Source organism: Anaerofustis sp. LCP19S3_F7, from assembly GCF_052119445.1.
Taxonomy (GTDB): domain Bacteria; phylum Bacillota; class Clostridia; order Eubacteriales; family Anaerofustaceae; genus Anaerofustis; species Anaerofustis butyriciformans.
Genome location: NZ_JBQKFF010000004.1, coordinates 15293 through 34033, shown reverse-complemented (window position 1 = coordinate 34033; position 18741 = coordinate 15293). Strand labels below are relative to the sequence as shown.

At 28.8% G+C, this 18741-nt stretch carries 15 protein-coding genes; 8 read left to right on the top strand and 7 right to left on the bottom strand.

The genetic code is table 11. From position 1 onward, the window contains the following. Nucleotides 1-27 precede the first annotated feature (27 nt). Genes ACTQYZ_RS05675 through ACTQYZ_RS05645 form a run of 7 tightly spaced genes read left to right on the top strand, consistent with a single transcriptional unit; the run spans nucleotide 28 to nucleotide 9432 of the window. Complete coding sequence (locus ACTQYZ_RS05675; protein ID WP_138269110.1) at nucleotides 28-744, top strand: pseudouridine synthase; 717 nt, start codon at nucleotides 28-30, stop codon at nucleotides 742-744. A 1-nt stretch (nucleotide 745) separates the two neighbouring features. Continuing rightward, on the top strand, nucleotides 746-1309 hold the full coding sequence (locus ACTQYZ_RS05670) for a class I SAM-dependent methyltransferase (protein WP_441021879.1): 564 nt from the start codon (nucleotides 746-748) through the stop codon (nucleotides 1307-1309). Nucleotides 1310-1319: 10 nt separating this feature from the next. Then, entirely contained in the window at nucleotides 1320-2633 is a 1314-nt protein-coding gene (gene miaB / locus ACTQYZ_RS05665) for a tRNA (N6-isopentenyl adenosine(37)-C2)-methylthiotransferase MiaB (protein WP_441021878.1), read from the top strand. A 17-nt stretch (nucleotides 2634-2650) separates the two neighbouring features. After that, nucleotides 2651-5326, top strand: coding sequence for a DNA mismatch repair protein MutS (gene mutS, locus ACTQYZ_RS05660; protein WP_441416189.1), 2676 nt, complete (start codon nucleotides 2651-2653; stop codon nucleotides 5324-5326). A gap of 2 nt (nucleotides 5327-5328) precedes the next feature. Next, entirely contained in the window at nucleotides 5329-7245 is a 1917-nt protein-coding gene (gene mutL, locus ACTQYZ_RS05655) for a DNA mismatch repair endonuclease MutL (protein WP_441021874.1), read from the top strand. Nucleotides 7246-7247: 2 nt separating this feature from the next. Continuing rightward, on the top strand, nucleotides 7248-8174 hold the full coding sequence (gene miaA / locus ACTQYZ_RS05650; protein ID WP_441416188.1) for a tRNA (adenosine(37)-N6)-dimethylallyltransferase MiaA: 927 nt from the start codon (nucleotides 7248-7250) through the stop codon (nucleotides 8172-8174). Further along, the gene (locus tag ACTQYZ_RS05645; protein ID WP_441021870.1) at nucleotides 8167-9432 is read left to right on the top strand and encodes an aminotransferase class I/II-fold pyridoxal phosphate-dependent enzyme; all 1266 of its coding nucleotides are present in this window, start codon (nucleotides 8167-8169) and stop codon (nucleotides 9430-9432) included. The genes miaA and ACTQYZ_RS05645 overlap by 8 nt, the downstream gene beginning before the upstream one ends. 18 nt (nucleotides 9433-9450) lie before the next feature. Here ACTQYZ_RS05645 and ACTQYZ_RS05640 read toward each other — a convergent pair whose 3' ends face one another. Together ACTQYZ_RS05640 and sigG are read right to left on the bottom strand one after the other, a co-directional pair. Continuing rightward, nucleotides 9451-10065 (bottom strand): class I SAM-dependent methyltransferase, encoded by a 615-nt coding sequence (locus ACTQYZ_RS05640; protein WP_441416187.1) that lies wholly within the window; start codon nucleotides 10063-10065, stop codon nucleotides 9451-9453. Nucleotides 10066-10195: 130 nt separating this feature from the next. Then, the gene (sigG, locus tag ACTQYZ_RS05635) at nucleotides 10196-10966 is read right to left on the bottom strand and encodes an RNA polymerase sporulation sigma factor SigG (RefSeq protein ID WP_441416186.1); all 771 of its coding nucleotides are present in this window, start codon (nucleotides 10964-10966) and stop codon (nucleotides 10196-10198) included. Between the two features lie 171 nt (nucleotides 10967-11137). On the opposite strand from sigG, the gene ACTQYZ_RS05630 reads away from it, so the two are divergent. Further along, nucleotides 11138-11857 carry a 16S rRNA (uracil(1498)-N(3))-methyltransferase gene (locus ACTQYZ_RS05630; RefSeq protein WP_441021864.1) on the top strand — a complete coding sequence of 240 codons (720 nt, stop codon included), beginning with the start codon at nucleotides 11138-11140 and terminating at the stop codon, nucleotides 11855-11857. Between the two features lie 8 nt (nucleotides 11858-11865). Here ACTQYZ_RS05630 and ACTQYZ_RS05625 read toward each other — a convergent pair whose 3' ends face one another. From ACTQYZ_RS05625 to ACTQYZ_RS05605, 5 genes are all read right to left on the bottom strand, one after another. Continuing rightward, the gene (locus tag ACTQYZ_RS05625; protein ID WP_441416223.1) at nucleotides 11866-12339 is read right to left on the bottom strand and encodes a GerAB/ArcD/ProY family transporter; all 474 of its coding nucleotides are present in this window, start codon (nucleotides 12337-12339) and stop codon (nucleotides 11866-11868) included. A gap of 17 nt (nucleotides 12340-12356) precedes the next feature. After that, nucleotides 12357-12929, bottom strand: coding sequence for a GerAB/ArcD/ProY family transporter (locus tag ACTQYZ_RS05620; RefSeq protein WP_441416185.1), 573 nt, complete (start codon nucleotides 12927-12929; stop codon nucleotides 12357-12359). Continuing rightward, a complete protein-coding gene (locus ACTQYZ_RS05615; protein WP_441416184.1) occupies nucleotides 12930-14000 on the bottom strand; it encodes a Ger(x)C family spore germination protein in 1071 nt (356 codons plus the stop codon). A gap of 1 nt (nucleotide 14001) precedes the next feature. Then, nucleotides 14002-15447 carry a spore germination protein gene (locus tag ACTQYZ_RS05610; RefSeq protein WP_441416183.1) on the bottom strand — a complete coding sequence of 482 codons (1446 nt, stop codon included), beginning with the start codon at nucleotides 15445-15447 and terminating at the stop codon, nucleotides 14002-14004. 104 nt (nucleotides 15448-15551) lie between these two features. Beyond that, complete coding sequence (locus ACTQYZ_RS05605; protein WP_441416182.1) at nucleotides 15552-18695, bottom strand: transglycosylase domain-containing protein; 3144 nt, start codon at nucleotides 18693-18695, stop codon at nucleotides 15552-15554. Nucleotides 18696-18741: the final 46 nt, after the last annotated feature.

The following is an 18741-nucleotide window of genomic DNA, read 5'->3' as shown; positions in this document are numbered from 1 at the left end:
ATAAATGTTTTTAAAGAGAGAGTAGTTATGGAAGAAAAAATGAGAATAAACAAATATCTTGCAAGTTGTAATGTTGCATCCAGAAGAAAATGCGAAGAAATTATTTCAAGCGGAAAAGTTACATTAAATGGAAAAGTGGTAAAAGAACTTGCAACGATGGTTGATGTAAAAAAAGATAAAGTAAAAGTATTTGGAAAGCCTGTAGAACTTGATAACAGCAAAGTATACTATATGTTAAATAAACCTGCAGGTGTAATAAGTGCCAGCAAAAGCAAATATGGAGAAGAAACAGTTGTTGATATTATAGGGAAAAAAGAGCATAGATTATTCCCTGTGGGAAGACTTGATAAGGATACTACAGGTCTTATTATTCTAACAAATGACGGAGATTTTGCATATAAGCTTACTCATCCAAAATATGAAAAAGAAAAGACATATGAAGCTTTGGTAAAAGGTCATATTGATTCTAAAGGATTAGAAAGGCTTAAAAAAGGTGTTGTAATAGACGGTAAAAAAACATCAAAAGCGAAAGTAAGACTTATTAAAATGGCTGGTAATAACTCTTTAATAGAAATAACCATAATTGAAGGAAGAAAAAGACAAGTAAAGAAAATGTGTGAAAGAGTAGGGCACAAAGTACTAAAATTAAAGAGAACCATGGAAAATGGACTTGGGCTTGGAGATTTACAAGAAGGAGAATACAGAAAGCTTACTAAAAATGAAGTAAATAGGCTTTTAAGATAATATGAATTTATTTGATAATGTTACGGATATAACAAATTTTATAATAAACAGTAAAGTTAAAATAGGAGATACCGTACTTGACCTTACAATGGGGAATGGAAACGATACTTTATATCTTGCAAAAAAGGTATCACAAAAAGGTAAAGTATATTCTTTCGACATTCAAAATGAAGCAGTGGAAAATACGAGTAAACTTCTTAGAGAAAATAATATAAAAAATGCGGTTCTAATAAAAGACGACCATAAAAATGTATTAAATTATGTTAAGGAAAAGGTTGATTTTGGGGTTTATAATCTTGGGTATTTGCCAGGTTATGATAAACATATCGTTACCAAAAGCGAAAGCACTGTTGAAAGTTTAAAAAATGTAATGACACTTTTAAATATAAAAGGAATTATATGTATATGTGCTTATATTGGTCATGAAGGCGGATTTGAAGAATATTTAAAAGTTAAAGAATATTGTATAAATCTACCTAAAAGAAACTTTAATGTATTACTTCTTGAACATATAAACAGGAGTGAGAATGCTCCTAGAATGATAATAATAGAAAAAATAAAATAGTGGAGATAATATGAAAAAATATTTAATAATAACTTACGGATGTCAAATGAATGAAAACGACAGTGAAAAAATGAGCGGGATGCTTGATAATCTTGGATATATACAAACAGATAAAGAAGAAGATGCTGATCTTATTATCATGAATACATGTAGTGTAAGAGAAAATGCAAATAACCGCTTCTTTGGAAATTTGGGTAATTTTAAGAAGCTTAAAAAGAGAAAAAAAGATTTGATTATCGGCGTTTGCGGATGCATGATGCAGGAAGAACATATTGTAAAGAAAATAAAAGAAAAATATTCTTTTGTTGATATTGTTTTTGGAACACATAATATTGCATCTCTTCCTTCTTTACTTGAAGAATGCGAAGCAAAGAGAAAACTTGTTGTTGAAGTGTTAAGTGACAGTGATTCCCTTCCTGAAGGACTTCCCGTTCACAGACAGTTTAAACATAAAGCCTTTGTAAGTATAATGAAAGGTTGTAATAACTTTTGTACTTATTGTATAGTTCCATATACAAGAGGAAGAGAAAGAAGCAGAGAATATAAAAATATTTTAAGTGAAGTAACAAACCTTGCAAAAGACGGAGTAAAAGAAGTTACATTGCTTGGTCAAAATGTTAATTCATATGGAAAAAATTTGGAAGATAGAATTTCATTTGCCGAACTTTTAAAGAGAGTAAGTGAGGTTGAGGGAATCGAAAGAGTAAGATTTATGACTTCTCATCCAAAAGATTTAAGTGATGAACTTATTGATGTAATAAAAAATAATGATAAGATATGTAATCACATTCATCTTCCAATGCAATCAGGTTCAAGCAGAATATTAAAATTAATGAATAGACACTATGATAAAGAAACATATATAAATCTTGTTAAGAAAATAAGAAGTGAAATTCCTGATATTGCAATTACGACAGATATTATTGTTGGATTTCCAACTGAAACAGAAGAAGACTTTAATGATACTTTAGATGTATATAAAGAATGTGAGTTTGATACTGCTTTTACTTTTATTTATTCAAAAAGAGAAGGTACAAAAGCAGCTGTAATGGAAGGACAAGTTGACGAAGATGTTGTAAAGGTAAGATTTGATAAACTTGTAAAACTTCATGATGAAATATTATTTAAACAAAATCAAAAATATCTAAATAAAACCGTTGATGTATTAATTGACGGAGTAAGCAAAACAAATGATAATGTGCTTACAGGTAGAACTGATACATTTAAACTTGTTAACTTTACTGGAAATGGTAAAGCAGGGGATATAGTTAAAGTAAAAATAACAGATGTAAAAACATTCCATTTAAGTGGAGAACAATTATAGAATAGGAGAAAAATTTTATGGCTTCATTGACACCAATGATGAGACAGTATTTGCAAACACATGAAACAGTGCCGGATACTATACTTTTTTATAGACTCGGTGATTTTTATGAAATGTTTTTTGATGATGCAAAGACTGCAAGCAAAGAACTTGATCTTGTTTTGACAGGCAGAGACTGTGGGTTGGAGGAAAAAGCTCCAATGTGCGGAGTTCCTTATCATAGTGCAGATACATATATTGCTAAATTGGTTGAAAAAGGTTATAAAGTAGCTATATGCGAACAAGTAGAAGACCCTAAAACTGCAAAAGGACTTGTAAAAAGGGAGATTCAAAGGATTATTTCACCGGGAACAATTACAGAAGGAAAAATGCTAAAGGCAAGTGAAAATAATTATATTATGTGTATATATTATAACAAGCTTGAATTTGGTGTTACATACTGTGATATAACAACGGGAGAATTTAATGTTCTTAATTTAAGTGGTGAAAATAGAGAAAATGAGTTATTATCTTTACTTTCAAGAATAAATCCTGCTCAGATAATAGTAAATACTATTTTATTTGAAGATTTATCTTTAAAGAAGAAAATTTCAAGTGTAACAAAAGTTCAACTTGAACCTCATCCATTAAATTATTTCTTCTTTGATAAAGGAAAAGAGCTTATACTAACTCAGTTTAATGTTTATTCTCTTTCTTCAATAGGTCTTGATAATAATGAAATAATAGTAAGAAGTGCAGGGGCTCTTTTAAAATATTTGGATGAAACCCAAAAAAGATCATTAATGCATATAAATGAAATAAAAATAAACGAAGATAAAGGATATATGCATCTTGATTACAATACAAAAAGAAATCTTGAAATAGTAGAAAATTTAAGAACAAATAATAAAAAAGATACACTTCTTGACGTTCTTGATGAAACTATTACTCCTATGGGCGGAAGAGAAATGAAGAAGTGGGTTTTGGAACCTCTTCTTGATAAGGATAGAATTATAAATAGACAAGATGCAATAAAACTTTTTTATGATGATGTAATGATTCTTGAGGATATTAGCTCAAATTTAAAATATGTTAAAGACATAGAAAGAATAATATCAAGACTTTCTCTTGATATTGCCAATGCAAGAGATTTGATAGCTTTGAAAGAATCAATAGGTGTAATACCAAGAATAAGAATTCTTCTTTCAAAGTTTATGGAAAAATCAACACTTGTAAAAGAGATATATAATAACTTAGATGAGCTTGGAGATATTTATGATTTAATAAATAATTCCATTGATGATGATTGCCAAATAAGCCTTAAAAATGGTGGTTTGGTAAAACTTGGATATAATGAAGAAATTGACGAACTTAAGAATTTAAAAGAAAATTCTGCAGGAATTCTTGCAAACATTGAAAAAGAAGAAAAAGAAAAAACAGGTATAAAAAATCTTAAAATAAAATATAATAAGGTTTTTGGTTATTTCTTAGAAGTTACTTCTTCTTATAAAGATTTAGTTCCTGACTATTTTATACGTAAACAGACTTTGGCAAATTCTGAAAGATATTTTACGGAAGAATTAAAAGAAATAGAAGTAAAATTACTTAGTGTTGAAGAAAAGTTAAAAGAAAAAGAGTATGCTGTCTATGTTGATATAAAAAATAGGGTTCTTGAAAACATAAAGAGAATACAAAAATCTGCAAAAATGATTGCCGTTATTGATGTTATTTTATCATTAAGTGTTGTTGCAAAGAAAAATAGATACATAAAACCAACAATAACAACAGACGGAAGTATAATAATAAAAGAAGGAAGACATCCTGTTGTAGAAAAAATAACAGGAATAGATAATTTCATTCATAACGATACATTGCTTGATAATGAAGAGAATAGAATGCTTATTATAACAGGTGCAAATATGGCTGGGAAATCTACATATATAAGACAAGTTGCACTTTTATCTATTATGGCGCAAATGGGTTCTTTTGTACCTGCATCGTTCGCAAGCATAAGTATAGTTGACAGAGTGTTTACCAGAGTAGGAGCAAGTGACGATCTTGCAAATGGACAAAGTACATTTATGGTTGAAATGAGTGAAGTATCTAATATTTTAAAATATGCTACAAAAAAATCACTTGTAATTCTTGATGAAGTTGGAAGAGGTACCTCTACATTTGATGGACTAAGTATTGCTCATGCTGTAATAGAATATTTGCTTGACAAATCAAAAATAGGAGCAAAGACACTATTTGCAACTCACTACCATGAATTAACGGAACTTGAAAGTGAAAAAAGCGGTGTGAAAAATTATTCTATCAGGCTTGAAAGTAATGGTGATGAAATTATTTTCTTAAGAAAGATAGAAAGAGGCGGAATTGATAAAAGTTATGGTATTGAGGTAGCAAAACTTGCAGGACTTCCTGATGAAGTAATAAAAAGAAGTATACAGATACTTGATGTTTTAGAAGAAAATGAAGAATCCTATAAAACAAAAATAGATAATGTAAATAAGAGTTTAAATAATGGAAGTGAAAAGTTTACTCAGCTTGTTCTTGGAGCTGATGTGAATAATGATAAATTAATGGAAGGCTATGAATTAAATAAAAAAATAGTAAATAAAATTAAGACTTTACCTATTGAGAGTATGAGCCCAATTGAAGTTATGAATTTTATTTACGAACTTAAACAATCTTTAGAAAAAGAGGAAATTTAGTCGTGGCACAAATTATAAAACAATTATCGAATGAGCTTGTAAATAAAATATCGGCAGGAGAAGTTGTTGTTTCTCCTGCTTCGGTTATAAAGGAACTTGTAGAAAATTCAATAGATGCAGGTTCAACTCATATAAAAATAGAAATAGAAAACGGTGGAAAGACAAAAATTCTTGTAAGTGACAATGGATGTGGAATAAAAGCTGATGAATTAAGTTTGGCTTTTAGTAAAAATGCAACATCTAAAATTGATAATATAGACAAACTTTCAAGTATTGATACGTTAGGATTTAGGGGAGAGGCTTTGTTTAGTATTTCCGTTGTAAGCAAAGCTAAAATTAAAACTAAATTTAAAGATGAAAAAATTGGGACAAGGGCTATGATAATAAACGGAAAAGTTCAAAATGTATCAAGCATTGCCCTTAATACGGGAACTAGAATAGAAGTTGATGATTTATTTTATAATACTCCCGCAAGAAAAAAACATATGAAAAGTGCTAAGGGAGAAAAGACATCTTCTTTGGATATAATTTCAAAGCTTGCAATAGCAAATCCTAATATTGCTTTTAGCGTGTATAGTGACGGAAGGGAAGTTTTTGTTACAACAGGAGATAATGATATAAAAAATGTTATTACAACAATTTTAGGTTATGATTTTATAACAAAAATGATAGATGTAGACTATGAGGACGAGCCTTTAATTGTAAAAGGAGTTACATTATCGCCTAATTATTTAGATAGACAAAATGAAGAAAGTATTTTTATAATAAACGGCAGATATGTAAAAAATGATTCTTTATCTAAAGCAATAAATAATATTTACAGAGAACAGTTTGGGCTTTTTACAAAAAGAATATCATATGTTTTATATATTAATCTTCCTTATAATTTCACTGATGTAAATGTGCATCCTTCAAAGACTACAATTTCTTTTAGAAATGAAAGTCTTATTACAATGCTTATTTGTGAGGGAATAAGAAAAGCAGTTAGAGAATCTATAAATTTAAATGAGAATTCAAAAATAAGAAAAGAGAAAAAAGAAAATCCTCTTGATGCTCAAATTGCTTTTGAAACTGCAGAAGAATATGTAGTAGATGAAAAAGAAGTAGAAAATAAACTTTACAGCATAAAGGATAATGAACAAGAGAAAGAAGATAATAATTTAAAAGGTGAGATAAAAAATACCATAGATATTACTGAGTTTTACGAACAAAGTAAATATCCTTCTTTCGTTGACTTTGAAGAAAAACCTTTATTTGAAGAAAATAAGACGAAAGAAGTTATAAGTAAAGATACAAATATTTCTGATAAAGAAAATATTGTTGATAAAAGTATTTTTGATAAAATTTCAAATATGAAATTTATCGGTACGGCTTTTAAAGCTTATGCTATGTTTGAAAGTGGAGATACTATATTTGTAATGGATACCCATGCAAGTCACGAAAGAGTATTATATGATAAATATTTAAGGGAATATCAAAATGAGGATGTAAGAACTCAAATTTTAGCTGCTCCTTTTGTATTAGAACTTGGAGTTACATTAAAAGATGTTTGTATTAATAATTTGGAAAGTTTGAGAAAATTAGGATATGAAATAGAAGATTTTTCCGGCAGTAATGTGATAATAAGAGAAATTCCGGAAATGTTATCTATTGAAGATACAAAAGAAATAATATTAAATATTCTATCTACACTTAAAAACACATCGGTTTTATCAAATGATATAAACAGAAATGAAAGATTAATTAAATCAGCTTGTCACCATGCCGTTAGAGGGCATGATGATATATCTGAAAGTGAAGCAAGAAAACTTTTAAATGATTTAAAGAAAAGTGATAATCCTTTTTCTTGCCCACACTCAAGACCAACAATTTCTAAAATAAAGAAAAAATATTTTGAAAAAATGTTTCAAAGGATTTAGATATGAACAAAATTATTGTTATCGCAGGACCTACGGCTTCTGGAAAAAGTGGGTTATCTATAGATTTAGCGAAGAATATAGATGCGGAGATTATTTCTGCGGATTCAGTGCAGGTGTATAAATATATGGATATAGGTTCGGCAAAAGTTACAAAAGAAGAAATGCAGGGTATAAGACATTATCTTGTAGATGAGTTTTATCCTGATGAAAAGTTTAATGTATCTGTATTTGTTGAAAAGGGGATAGAATATATAAATGAAATCTTAAATAAAGGCAAAGATGTAATTATTGTCGGGGGAAGCGGTCTTTATGTTGATGCGCTTATTTACGATTCTTATGAATTTAAAAAAGAAGATTCTGACGATGAATATAGAAACTATCTTGAAAACCTTGCAAAAGAAAATGGAAAAGAATATATTTATAATATGCTTTTAGAAGTTGATGAAGAAAGTGCAAAAGAAATTCATCCAAATAATTTAAAACGTGTTATAAGAGCTCTTGAAATATATAAAAATACAGGTAAGAAAAAATCTGAATTAAATGTAAAAAAGAAAAAATACAGGTTTGATAATACACATTATTTTTGTTTAAATGATGATAGACAAAAATTGTATGATGGGATTGACCTTAGAGTAGATAAAATGGTTGAAGAGGGACTCATTAAAGAAGTTAAATCTTTACTTGATATGGGATATGATGAAAATTTAACTTCCATGAGGGCTTTAGGATACAAAGAGATTGTAAGTTATTTAAAAAATGAAATATCTCTTGAAAAAGCTATTTATATTATAAAAAGAGATACAAGACATTTTGCAAAAAGACAGCTTACATGGTTTAGAAGAAATGAAGATATAATATGGATAGATAAACAAGAATATAAAAATAATAAAGAAATAATAGAATTTATGAGGGGTTGTATAAATGAGTGAGTTTGCAAGTGAGAAAGCAATAAAAATAGTTAAAGACGCAGAAAAGCAGGTTGAATATAAGTTTAAAGAAATTGATGAAATATGTGAATATAATCAATTTAAGGTTTTATCAGCAATGCAAAAATATAGGTTAGCTCTTCGTCACTTTAATGAAAGTACAGGATATGGTTATGATGATGAAGGAAGAGAAATAACCGAAAAAATATATGCCGAAGTTTTTGGTGGGGGAGCTGCATTGGTAAGACCTCAAATAGTAAGCGGGACACATGCAATAAGTCTTATGCTTTATGGTGTTTTAAGACCAGGAGATACTCTTTTAAGCATTACAGGAGACCCTTATGATACAATAAGGTCTACAATTGGTATAAATGATAATGGAGAAGATTTAGGCTCTCTAAAGGATTATAACGTTGATTATGATAAAGTTGAGCTTTTAGAAGATGGTTCAATTGATTATGAAAAAATAAAAGAAAAATTAAATGATAAGGTAAAAGCAGTATTTATACAACGTTCTAGCGGATATAAAGACACAAAAGCTCTTTCAATTAGAAAAATTAAAGAAGCTTGTGAATTTGTTAAGGGAATAAAAAAGGATGTTATTATTCTTGTGGATAACTGCTATGGTGAATTTTTAGAAAAACAAGAACCTTTAAATGTAGGGGCAGATATGATTGCCGGTTCACTTATAAAAAATCCCGGTGGTGGACTTGTATCTGTTGGAGGATATATTGTAGGAAGTGAAAAAAATATAAAGAAAGTTGCTGCTAGACTTACATCTCCGGGAATAGCTCTTGAAGTAGGTGCAAATCTTGGAGTAATTCGTTCATATTTACAAGGACTTTTTATTGCTAGTAAAGTTACAAGCGGAGCAATAAAAGGAGCAATACTTGCTGCGAAAGTTTTTGAAAGCATAGGGTATAGAGTATTCCCTGGTGTAGACGATGAAAGAAGTGATATAATACAAGCTGTTGTTCTTGGAAGCAGTGAAAAAGTTTGTGCATACTGCAGAGGTATACAAAGTGCTGCTCCTGTAGATTCTTATGTTACTCCTGAGCCTTGGGATATGCCTGGATATGATGATCAGGTTATTATGGCAGCAGGAAACTTCATTGAAGGTTCATCAATTGAGCTTAGTGCTGATGCGCCAATGAAGGAGCCTTATATTGTTTATCAGCAAGGCGGACTTACATATGAACATTCAAAAATAGGAACAATAAAAGCTTTGGATGAAATTTTAAAAATTGACGATAAAAAATAATATGATATTTTAATCATATTATTTTTTTGCAATAACCGTATAAATAAATCCTTTTTCTTTTTTACTCTCTATAATTGTAAATCCGCATTTTATCATCATTTTTTCAATTCCTTTTTTGTTTGTTGTTTTATAATCTCCACTTTTTAGGAAAGGAAAAATAAAGTGATTATCAATAAACGCAGGAATTCCTCCTACTCCGGTATCAGATAAAATATATAGTCCTCCTTTTTTTAAAACTCTGTAAGCTTCTTTCATTGCTTCTTCTTGATATGGGTAGTGATGGAAACTTTGTATACATGTTACTATATGGAAAAATTCGTTTTTAAAATCTAGTTTATTTGATTTTCCAACAGTAAAAAATGTATTTGGAATATTTTTACTTTTTGCTACTTTAATCATATTTTCAGAAATATCTATGCCAAAATAATTTTGTCCTGTTTTTAAATTTTCAAATAAAAAACCTGTTCCACATCCTACATCTAATATATTATCGTATTTTAAATTATTTAAATATGCCAATACACTATTGCAGCTTATTTTTCCTTCTTTTGAATAATATATTGTGTTTTTTTTATCATAATCTTTTGCTTGCTTATTAAAATGCGTTCTTGATAATTTTTCAATATCGTTCAAAATAAAACTCCTTTTTTATTTAGAATAACATAAAAACAAGTTAGCTTCAACTAACTTGTTAGATTTTAATTATAAACTTTTTATTAACTTCTATAAATATATTTAAATATAATAAATTTTTATAATTATTCTAATTAAAAGATATTTCATTTTTTATTTTATTAAGACCATTTTTTTCAAGTCTGGAAACTTGTGCTTGACTTATTCTGATTTCATTGGCAACTTCTATTTGAGTTTTACCCATATAGTATCTTTTTAATATTATTTCTTTTTCTCTTCCTTTTAATTTGTCAACGGCTTCTTTTAAAGATAAATTTTCTGTCCAATTTTCTTCTATATTTTTTTTGTCTCCTACTTGGTCAAGAAGGTATATACTATCCCCGTTATCGTTATACATTTTATCATATAAAGAGCAAGGTTCTACTATCGAATCAAGAGCAAAGTTTAGATCTTTTTCCTTTATTCCAAGACTTTTTGCAATTTCTTTGTTTGATATATTTTTATCTTTATTTAACTCTTTAAATTTAAGAGCTTTATATGCAGTGTCTTTTAATGAACGGCTTACTCTGATACTTCCGTTATCTCTAAGGTATCTTCTAACCTCCCCGATAATCATAGGTACGGCATAGGTACTGAACTTTACATTGAATTTTGTATCAAAATTATTTATGGCTTTAATAAGGCCTATACATCCTACTTGAAATAAATCATCCATATTTTCATTACGGTTTGAAAAACGCTGAACAACACTTAAAACAAGCCTTAAGTTGCATCTTATAAATTCGTTTTTTAAATTTTCTTCACCATTCTTTATTCTAAGTAACATATCTTCAATTTCTTTATTTGATAAATTGGGTAATGATGATGTATTTATACCGCATATTTCAACTTTTCTTATCACTTGGCTTCTCCTTTGTATGAAAATTTGTATATTAAAATTTTTACCTTAGATAAGAAAGTTATTCCAATACAATAAAAATTTATAAGGGAGATAATGGAATGGATTTTTCTTAGCTTTTATTTAATTTAAGTTTGTAGTATAATATTAATAATTTTTATAAAGGAGAAAAATATGCCAAGATTTTTTTGTATTGATAAAGAAAACGATACTTTTTATTTAGATAAAGAAGACAGCAAACATATAAAAAAATCCCTTAGAATGATTGAAGGGGATAGTATAACCATTTGCGATAAGAATGGGTATGATTATGAATGTATATTAAATTATGAAGGAGAAAATGTTGTTGCAAAAATAATATCTAAAAAAGAAAATGATACGGAACCAAGTGTAAAAATAACATTGTATCAAGCAATGCCAAAATCAGATAAATTTGAAACGATTGTTCAAAAAGCTGTTGAACTTGGAGTTAGTGAAATAGTTCCTGTAATGACAAATAGATGTATTTCTAGACCTGATAAAAAATCAATGAAAAAGAAAATTGAAAGATATAACAAAATTTCTTTATCTGCTTCAAAACAAAGTGGCAGAGGAATAGTTCCATTAGTTAAAGAAATGGTTTCTTTTAAAGAAGCAGTAGCACAAATGAAAAAAAGTGATATGGCAATAATGTTTTATGAAAATGGAGGAAAGAATCTAAAGGAATTTGATTATAAAGATATAAAATCAATATCTTTTATTGTGGGAAGTGAAGGAGGTTTTGATGCTTCTGAAGCTGATTATGCATCTAAAAATGATATTATTTTAATGGGACTTGGAAAAAGAATTTTAAGATGTGAAACAGCTCCTATTGCTGCGCTTTCAGCTCTTATGTTATTTACGGATAATATGTAAAAGCCTTTCTATAAGGCTTTTTTTGTTGCTCGTTTTATTAAAATTAGTATAGGCAGTACAAATGAAATAAAGATAAAAAAGTATTTAAAATTGCTAAAAACAACAATAACTTTGTTTGTTGTTTGAGGCAGTAATGTAATGATAAAAAATACTAACATAGAATAAAATAGTCTTATATTTTTTATACTTTTTAAATTAAATATTTTTTTTATTCCAAGTAGAGCTACAAATGTATATATTGAGATTTTAATAAGAGTTGTTATAAAAAAATTAAATCCAACTACTATTTCCATTCTTGTAATATAGGTTCCAATGCTTGAAACTCCCATGGTAATGAAATTAGGGAAAGGAACTTTTAAAATTAATGGAAACCCCAGTAATAGTACGTTTGTAAAATATGTTAATAATATAATTACATAACTTATTGTTATACCTATAATATATGTTTTTTTTGTATTTTCAAATTTGTTAAGTCTATTTATTATAAAAGAAAATAAAATTATATCGCTGTAAGGAAGTAAGGAGTTAAAAAAATATCTTTGTTCATGTCATTATAAGTGCTGAAATTTAATATTTCATTTATATTGTTTATATCAAACATTTTAATAGGAAATAAAAGACAAAAAAATACTATTAGAAGATTTACTGGAATCAAAAATGTTGATATTTTACCAAGTGTCAATATTCCGTTTTTTAAAGTAAGAAATATTAATAATAAAAATATTATTGTAGTTACGATGATTGGTGTTTTTGTAAGAATATTGCCTTTAGTAAATAATACAAAATATTTTAAATGTATTGCTTCAAGTACTAAAGAATATACAATAAAACAAAGAGTAATAAAAATTGCAAAAATTTTATTAAAACTTGAAAATATTATATCAAATAAATTTTGTTTATACTTTAGTAAGAAAATTAAGCTTATTATAATCGGAATAATAGATGAGATAAAAGATATTAAAATATAAACTGGGCTTTTTGCTGTATAAAAATAATATCCCGTAAGTACAGATGTTCCTAAGGTAAATAATATCATCATTGAAATAATTTCTTTTGTTGAGAGTCTATCCATCTAATCCTCCGTCATTTCTTTTATTTGAACATTTATTTTTACATTTGGTGATAGATTAATAAAATAATCATTCCAGTCACTATGATTATTTTTTATTTTTTTATTGTTTAAATTAAATCCATAACCGAAAATATCAACTTTAAATTTTTTTTGTGTAATATTTATAAAAGAATAAATTTCTTTTGTAATTTGTTTTTCCAATTTTTTTTCTATTTGTTTTTGTGAAATATTATTGTCATTGCTTTCTATATATGCATTTATGTCCATTTTTATATTTAGTTTATTATTTTCGATTTTATCTTTTGTTTTATTTAAAGATATTTTTGTGTTTACTATGCTGTCATCAATATTTAATTCTAATTGTATTGAATCTTTTTTATTTAATAAAAAAGAATAGTAGTTTACATCTTTGTCTTCTATATATCCAAATAATTTATCACTTTTAAATACAGCAATTTTATTTGCATAAAAATTCTTTTTTTCATTCTCATTTGTTCTTTTTATTACAGGTAATGTCAATTCAATACCTTGATTTTCTATTGCGTTTATTACTTTGTATGCTCTTGCACTATCATTAAATAATTTATTTTTGCTTAATTGCTCTAATATTTCAAATCCGTGAAAAGTTCCGTTTTCTGATGATGAGTTTAAAATTTCTTTTGCCGTTGAATTATATGTTGTTGTAAATGTTGTATTAAATCTTAGATTATTTTCTTCAAATACTAAATTTAAGATATCATTTATTCCGTCTTCTCTTGCATATTCTTCACCCACAATAATAAGTCCACAGTGGCTTAAATTTACTTTATTGTTAAATTTACCGTCAAGTTTGCTTAATGCTTCATATATTGAAACTCCTGTTGATGTTATAACCTGAGGTTTGATGGAAAGCTGACCTCCATAATCTTCAGCCTGCAATGTTTCTGCGCTTACTTCGTATCCAGTTTTAATTTTATCTACTCCTATCGTGAAAATCAGTATTTCTCTTTCAAGTTCGGTATAGTCAAAACAGGATGTAAGAAGTGGAAGCATAATTATTAAAAATATAACCGAAATTATTTTATTTTTCATGCTAATTTATCCTATCTTTCTTTTCAGACATATCGGTAGGTCTTGTTATCATTTTGTACCATGGAGATCTGTAAAATGAATCTTTAAATTGCTGCATTGATTGAAAAGTAACGTTTGCCATATAAGACATACCAAAAGATTTTATTGACGATAAGTGAACAATTAAAAGTAAAAAAGCAATGGTAAATCCATATAAACCAAGTATTGAAGAAAGAATTATAAATATAAATCTAAATATTATAGTAGAACCTTTTACACTTGGAATCATTAATTCACTTATAGCAGATAGAGCTACAACTATTATCATAGGTGCACCTATAAGTCTTGCTTCAACTGCAGCCTGTCCAACCACAATACCACCTACAATACCAAGAGCAGTTGTTGCTCCACTGCCGCTTCTATTACCCGCCTCTCCTAGAATTTCAAATATAATTATCATAAGAATACATTCCGTAAAACTTGAACATGGTATGCCTTCTCTTGCTCCGATTATGCTTATGGCAAGAGAACTAGGTAAAATTTCTTTATGAAATGTTATTATTGCTATATATAATGCCGGTACACATATAGATAAAAAATAGCTTATTATTCTTATCATTCTTGTAAAAGATGCAAAATAATAATTTAGATAATAATCATCGCCCGACATAAAATTTTCAATAAATAAATAGGGAACAGTCATAACAATTGGTGTCCCATCAACAAATAAAGCTACTCTTCCCTCCAGTATTTTACTTGCGATTACATCAGGTTTTTCGTAAGTCCCAGCTGTTTTAAAAGGGGAGAATCTGTTATCTTTTACGGATTCCAAAATATAATTCACATCAAGGACTGAGTCAATATTGATTTTTTTTATTCTTCTTTTTAATTCCTTTAAAACCTTTTTATCAACTATTCCTTCGATGTATGCAAGGCAGGTTTTTGTTTTTGTAACATTACCGATAGTTGAAAATTCAAATTTTAAATTTGGGCTTTGTATTTTTCTTCTAAGCAATGATAAGTTTGTAAGGATATTTTCTCCAAAGCCTTCTCTTGGCCCTTTTGCAATTTTCTCACTAGGGGGCTCCATTATAGCTCTTAAAGTAAAACCTTTTGTATCAATACTTAAAGCTTTATTTTGCCCTTCTATTAGTAAAATTGTATTTCCGTAAAGCAAATCGGAATAAATATCTTCAAATGTATTTTTTTCTTTTACATCATTTGAAAATAATATTTTTGTTTTTAATTTATCTAAAATATTAAATTTAAAACCAATTTTTTTATTTTCTAAAATTGGTTTAATTATATCTTCATCTATTCTTTCGCTGTTAGACATTCCGTCAATAAATAAAAGAAGATAATCTATTCCTTTGTTTTTAAATTCTCTGTATCTTATTGTGTCGTCATTATTAAATTGATTTTTTATTATTGCCTTGTTAATTTTTAAATTTTTATATAATTTATTCATTGTATACCTTTGGGAAAATTATTTATATAGATTATTTTTTCCAAAATATTAATTTGTATACTTTTTAATAAAATAAAAAAGCACCTTTTATAAGGTGCTTTTTTTTAAAATAAGCTATAAAACATATTTTTTATACTGAACGTATTAGAACTTTTTAAACTTGCTTGGGTTACTTTATTATTTCTGATTCTTCCTTCATTATCTTTAACATGTACAGTAAATGTTTTTTCTCCAAGTTTCGTTCCGTTATAGCTTACTGAGCAAGTCATTGAATATGTTCCCGGAGAGTCGCTGTCAAAGTCATCATCATCAATTATTGTTACAGAACCATAATCTGTTGACCCATCAGATAAAGTTACTTTGGCTGATGGTGAATAATAATTTTCGCCTTTATTTATCCATATTGATGAAGGGTTTAACGAGAATGAGGTTACTGTAGGGCTTGATGAGCCACTAACACTAATTGTAGCACTTGCAGTTAAGGTTGTTCCTTCTTGTGTGTATTTTGCGGTAATTGTTGCACTACCGCTGCTTACACCGGTTATTGTGCTTCCTGATACTCTTGCTACAGAGCTGTTACTTGAAGATAGACTTGCACTAATATTCTTAGTTGATCCATCTGCTAATGTTCCTGTAACCGTTGCTGTAGCTGTTTGTCCAGCTTCAATAGATCCTGGGCTTATTGTTAATTTTATAGAATGTATAGTTGATTTTCCATGTACATCACAAGAACCTTTTAGACTGTATTTTGCTTGTGATCCAATTTCATTTTTACCTGTTACTCCAGGTGGATAAGTTATCTTACTTAAATCTAATAGTACAGATGTTTTAACTTGATCCGTAGGACAATATTCTGTTGCTTTTTTCTTTGATGCTTCACATATTTTTGCTGAAACATGAATGTTATCACTTCCGCTTGGTCCTTTTCCTGTTAAGAAATATTCTGTATATACTTTTGAACCTCTTGGATCTTTATATGATAGGGAAGTAGGGTTTTTACCCGATACTCCGTCTACTTTTGCTTGGTATACATCATCAGGTTGGGATGCAAATTTACTATTTTGTATGTCTTTCTTACTGTATATTTCAGTAAATGCTTCTTTCCAGAAAGCTGCAGGTCCGTTTGTAGAACCCCCATAAGTACCGATATTCAAGTTATAGGTTGTTCCATCTACCGTGACGACGTTCTGGTCATATCCATACCAAACAGCTCCGGAATATTCAGGAGTATAACCACAGAACCATGCATGTCTATTTTCATCAGTTGTACCTGTTTTACCTGCTACTTCTGTGCCGTCAATTGAAATATATGTTGTACCACCTTTTACAACATCTTTAAGAATGTCTGTAATAATAAATGCAGTACCTTCTTCAAATACTTTTACTTTTTCTGATTTGTTACCTAAAATTACTTCTCCGTTTTTATCGGTTATTTCAGTATACATTATAGGAGTTTGTCTAACGCCTCCATTTGCAAAGGTAGTATAAGCACTTGCCATTGCAACTGTTGTTTGACCATGTGTGTAACCTCCAAGAGCCAATGCAGCAGGGTTTAAGTCATTTACATCATCTTCATCTTTTACAATATCAAGTCCAAGCTTTTCAGCATATGGAAGAATTGTTTCAGTACCTGTTTGTAACATTGCCTGAACAGCTACCGTGTTGACAGAGTTAGTAAGACCTTTTCTTACTGTCATCAGTCCTTGATTTCCTCCGCCGGAGTTCTTAGGTGACCAGCCTCCATAAGAAATAGTAGTATCATTAAATGTTGTTCCTGCTGTTATTTTGCCGGAATCTATTCCTGGACTATAAGTTGTAAGTGGTTTTGTTGAAGATCCAGGTTGGAATTTTTGAGTTGCTCTATTCATAGATAAACTTGCTGTTTTTTCTCTTCCTCCAACTATACCTACTACATTTCCTGTTTTATTTTCAATTACAGTCATACCTACTTCTGGATTATATTCAACTTCTTCACCCTTTTGTTTTGACATAGCTTTACTTGCTTGTTGAGCCGAATATGATTGTGAAGGGAATATAGAATCATCTTTTGCTGTTTTTTCAAGTGCATTTTGAACATCAGGGTCAACTGTTGTTTTTATTGTTAATCCATTATTAAGAATAAATGTTGATGCATCTTCTTTTGAATAGTTGTATTTTTCTGCTATATCATTTACAACTTGTTCATATACAGCATCTGTAAAATAAGAATATACGGTGTTACTTTTATTTTCAACCAATCCGATCTTGTTGTTTTTCAACTCGTCCACTGCTATATCATATTCTTCTTTGCTTATATGATTTAAATCATACATTTTTTGGACTACTTCCAATGCTCTTTCTTGGTTGTTTTCATCATATGCAAGAACTGTTTTTCCTTCGGAATTTTTTTCTTTTACAAGTGTATATTCACCGTCTCCGTTTTCATCTTCATATACAAGTGGATTGTAATATGTAGGGGCGTTAATTATTGATGCTAAAACAGCAGCTTGAGCAATGGAAAGCTCATCAACATCTTTCTTGAAGAAATATTGTGCTCCTGATTGAATACCCCATGCTTGAGACATGTTTACTTTATTTAAATATGCTTCAAGAATTTCTTCTTTTGATAATTTTTTTTCAACTTCTATCGCTAATTTCCATTCTTGAACTTTACGTTTTATTGATGTTTCACTTGTTAAGTGTGTTAATTTAATTAGCTGTTGTGTTATTGTACTTCCACCCGGACCATCAGTGCTTCCTGATGTTAAAACTCCAAGAATAGCTTTACCAGTACCTATAAGGTCAACGCCTCCGTGTTCATAGAAACGTTTGTCTTCTATTGATACAAAAGCTAATTGAACAATTTCCGGTATTTCTTCTATACTTATAGGTTCTCTATTTTCAGAACCTTGAAGTTCCTGATAGTATTTTCCATCTTTATCTAATAAATGAGTTGCACTCGCATAATTAAATTTATCTAAATCAAGTGCAGGTGCTTGAGCCATCCATACAAGCATTAGAGCGAACCCACCTATAAAACATACAATACCTAAAGTAACAATAGCTGCAAGAACTCTTTTGAAAGTTATTTTTTTGCCTGGTCCTTTTTTGAATTTTCCTTTGCCAGCTTTATTTTTACCTAAGATGCTTTTCTTGGTAATGTTGCTTTTTTTCATGTTGTCTTTAGGTTTTTTAACTCTGACTCTTTTCTTACGCACTTTTACTTTTTTTTGCATATTATTAGGAGTCATGTTGTCGTTTGTGCTCATTTTTTACCTCCAAATTTATATGACATAGCATATTCTTTAACATTAT

Excerpts from the sequence above, each read along its gene's own strand:
- mutS (WP_441416189.1), top strand. The coding sequence starts at position 2,651 with ATGGCTTCATTGACACCAATGATGAGACAGTATTTGCAAACACATGAA.
- ACTQYZ_RS05610 (WP_441416183.1), bottom strand. The coding sequence starts at position 15,447 with ATGAATAAATTATATAAAAATTTAAAAATTAACAAGGCAATAATAAAA.
- ACTQYZ_RS05675 (WP_138269110.1), top strand. The coding sequence starts at position 28 with ATGGAAGAAAAAATGAGAATAAACAAATATCTTGCAAGTTGTAATGTT.
- ACTQYZ_RS05615 (WP_441416184.1), bottom strand. The coding sequence starts at position 14,000 with ATGAAAAATAAAATAATTTCGGTTATATTTTTAATAATTATGCTTCCA.
- ACTQYZ_RS05605 (WP_441416182.1), bottom strand. The coding sequence starts at position 18,695 with ATGAGCACAAACGACAACATGACTCCTAATAATATGCAAAAAAAAGTA.
- ACTQYZ_RS05630 (WP_441021864.1), top strand. The coding sequence starts at position 11,138 with ATGCCAAGATTTTTTTGTATTGATAAAGAAAACGATACTTTTTATTTA.
- miaB (WP_441021878.1), top strand. The coding sequence starts at position 1,320 with ATGAAAAAATATTTAATAATAACTTACGGATGTCAAATGAATGAAAAC.
- ACTQYZ_RS05645 (WP_441021870.1), top strand. The coding sequence starts at position 8,167 with ATGAGTGAGTTTGCAAGTGAGAAAGCAATAAAAATAGTTAAAGACGCA.
- ACTQYZ_RS05620 (WP_441416185.1), bottom strand. The coding sequence starts at position 12,929 with ATGGATAGACTCTCAACAAAAGAAATTATTTCAATGATGATATTATTT.
- ACTQYZ_RS05670 (WP_441021879.1), top strand. The coding sequence starts at position 746 with ATGAATTTATTTGATAATGTTACGGATATAACAAATTTTATAATAAAC.
- miaA (WP_441416188.1), top strand. The coding sequence starts at position 7,248 with ATGAACAAAATTATTGTTATCGCAGGACCTACGGCTTCTGGAAAAAGT.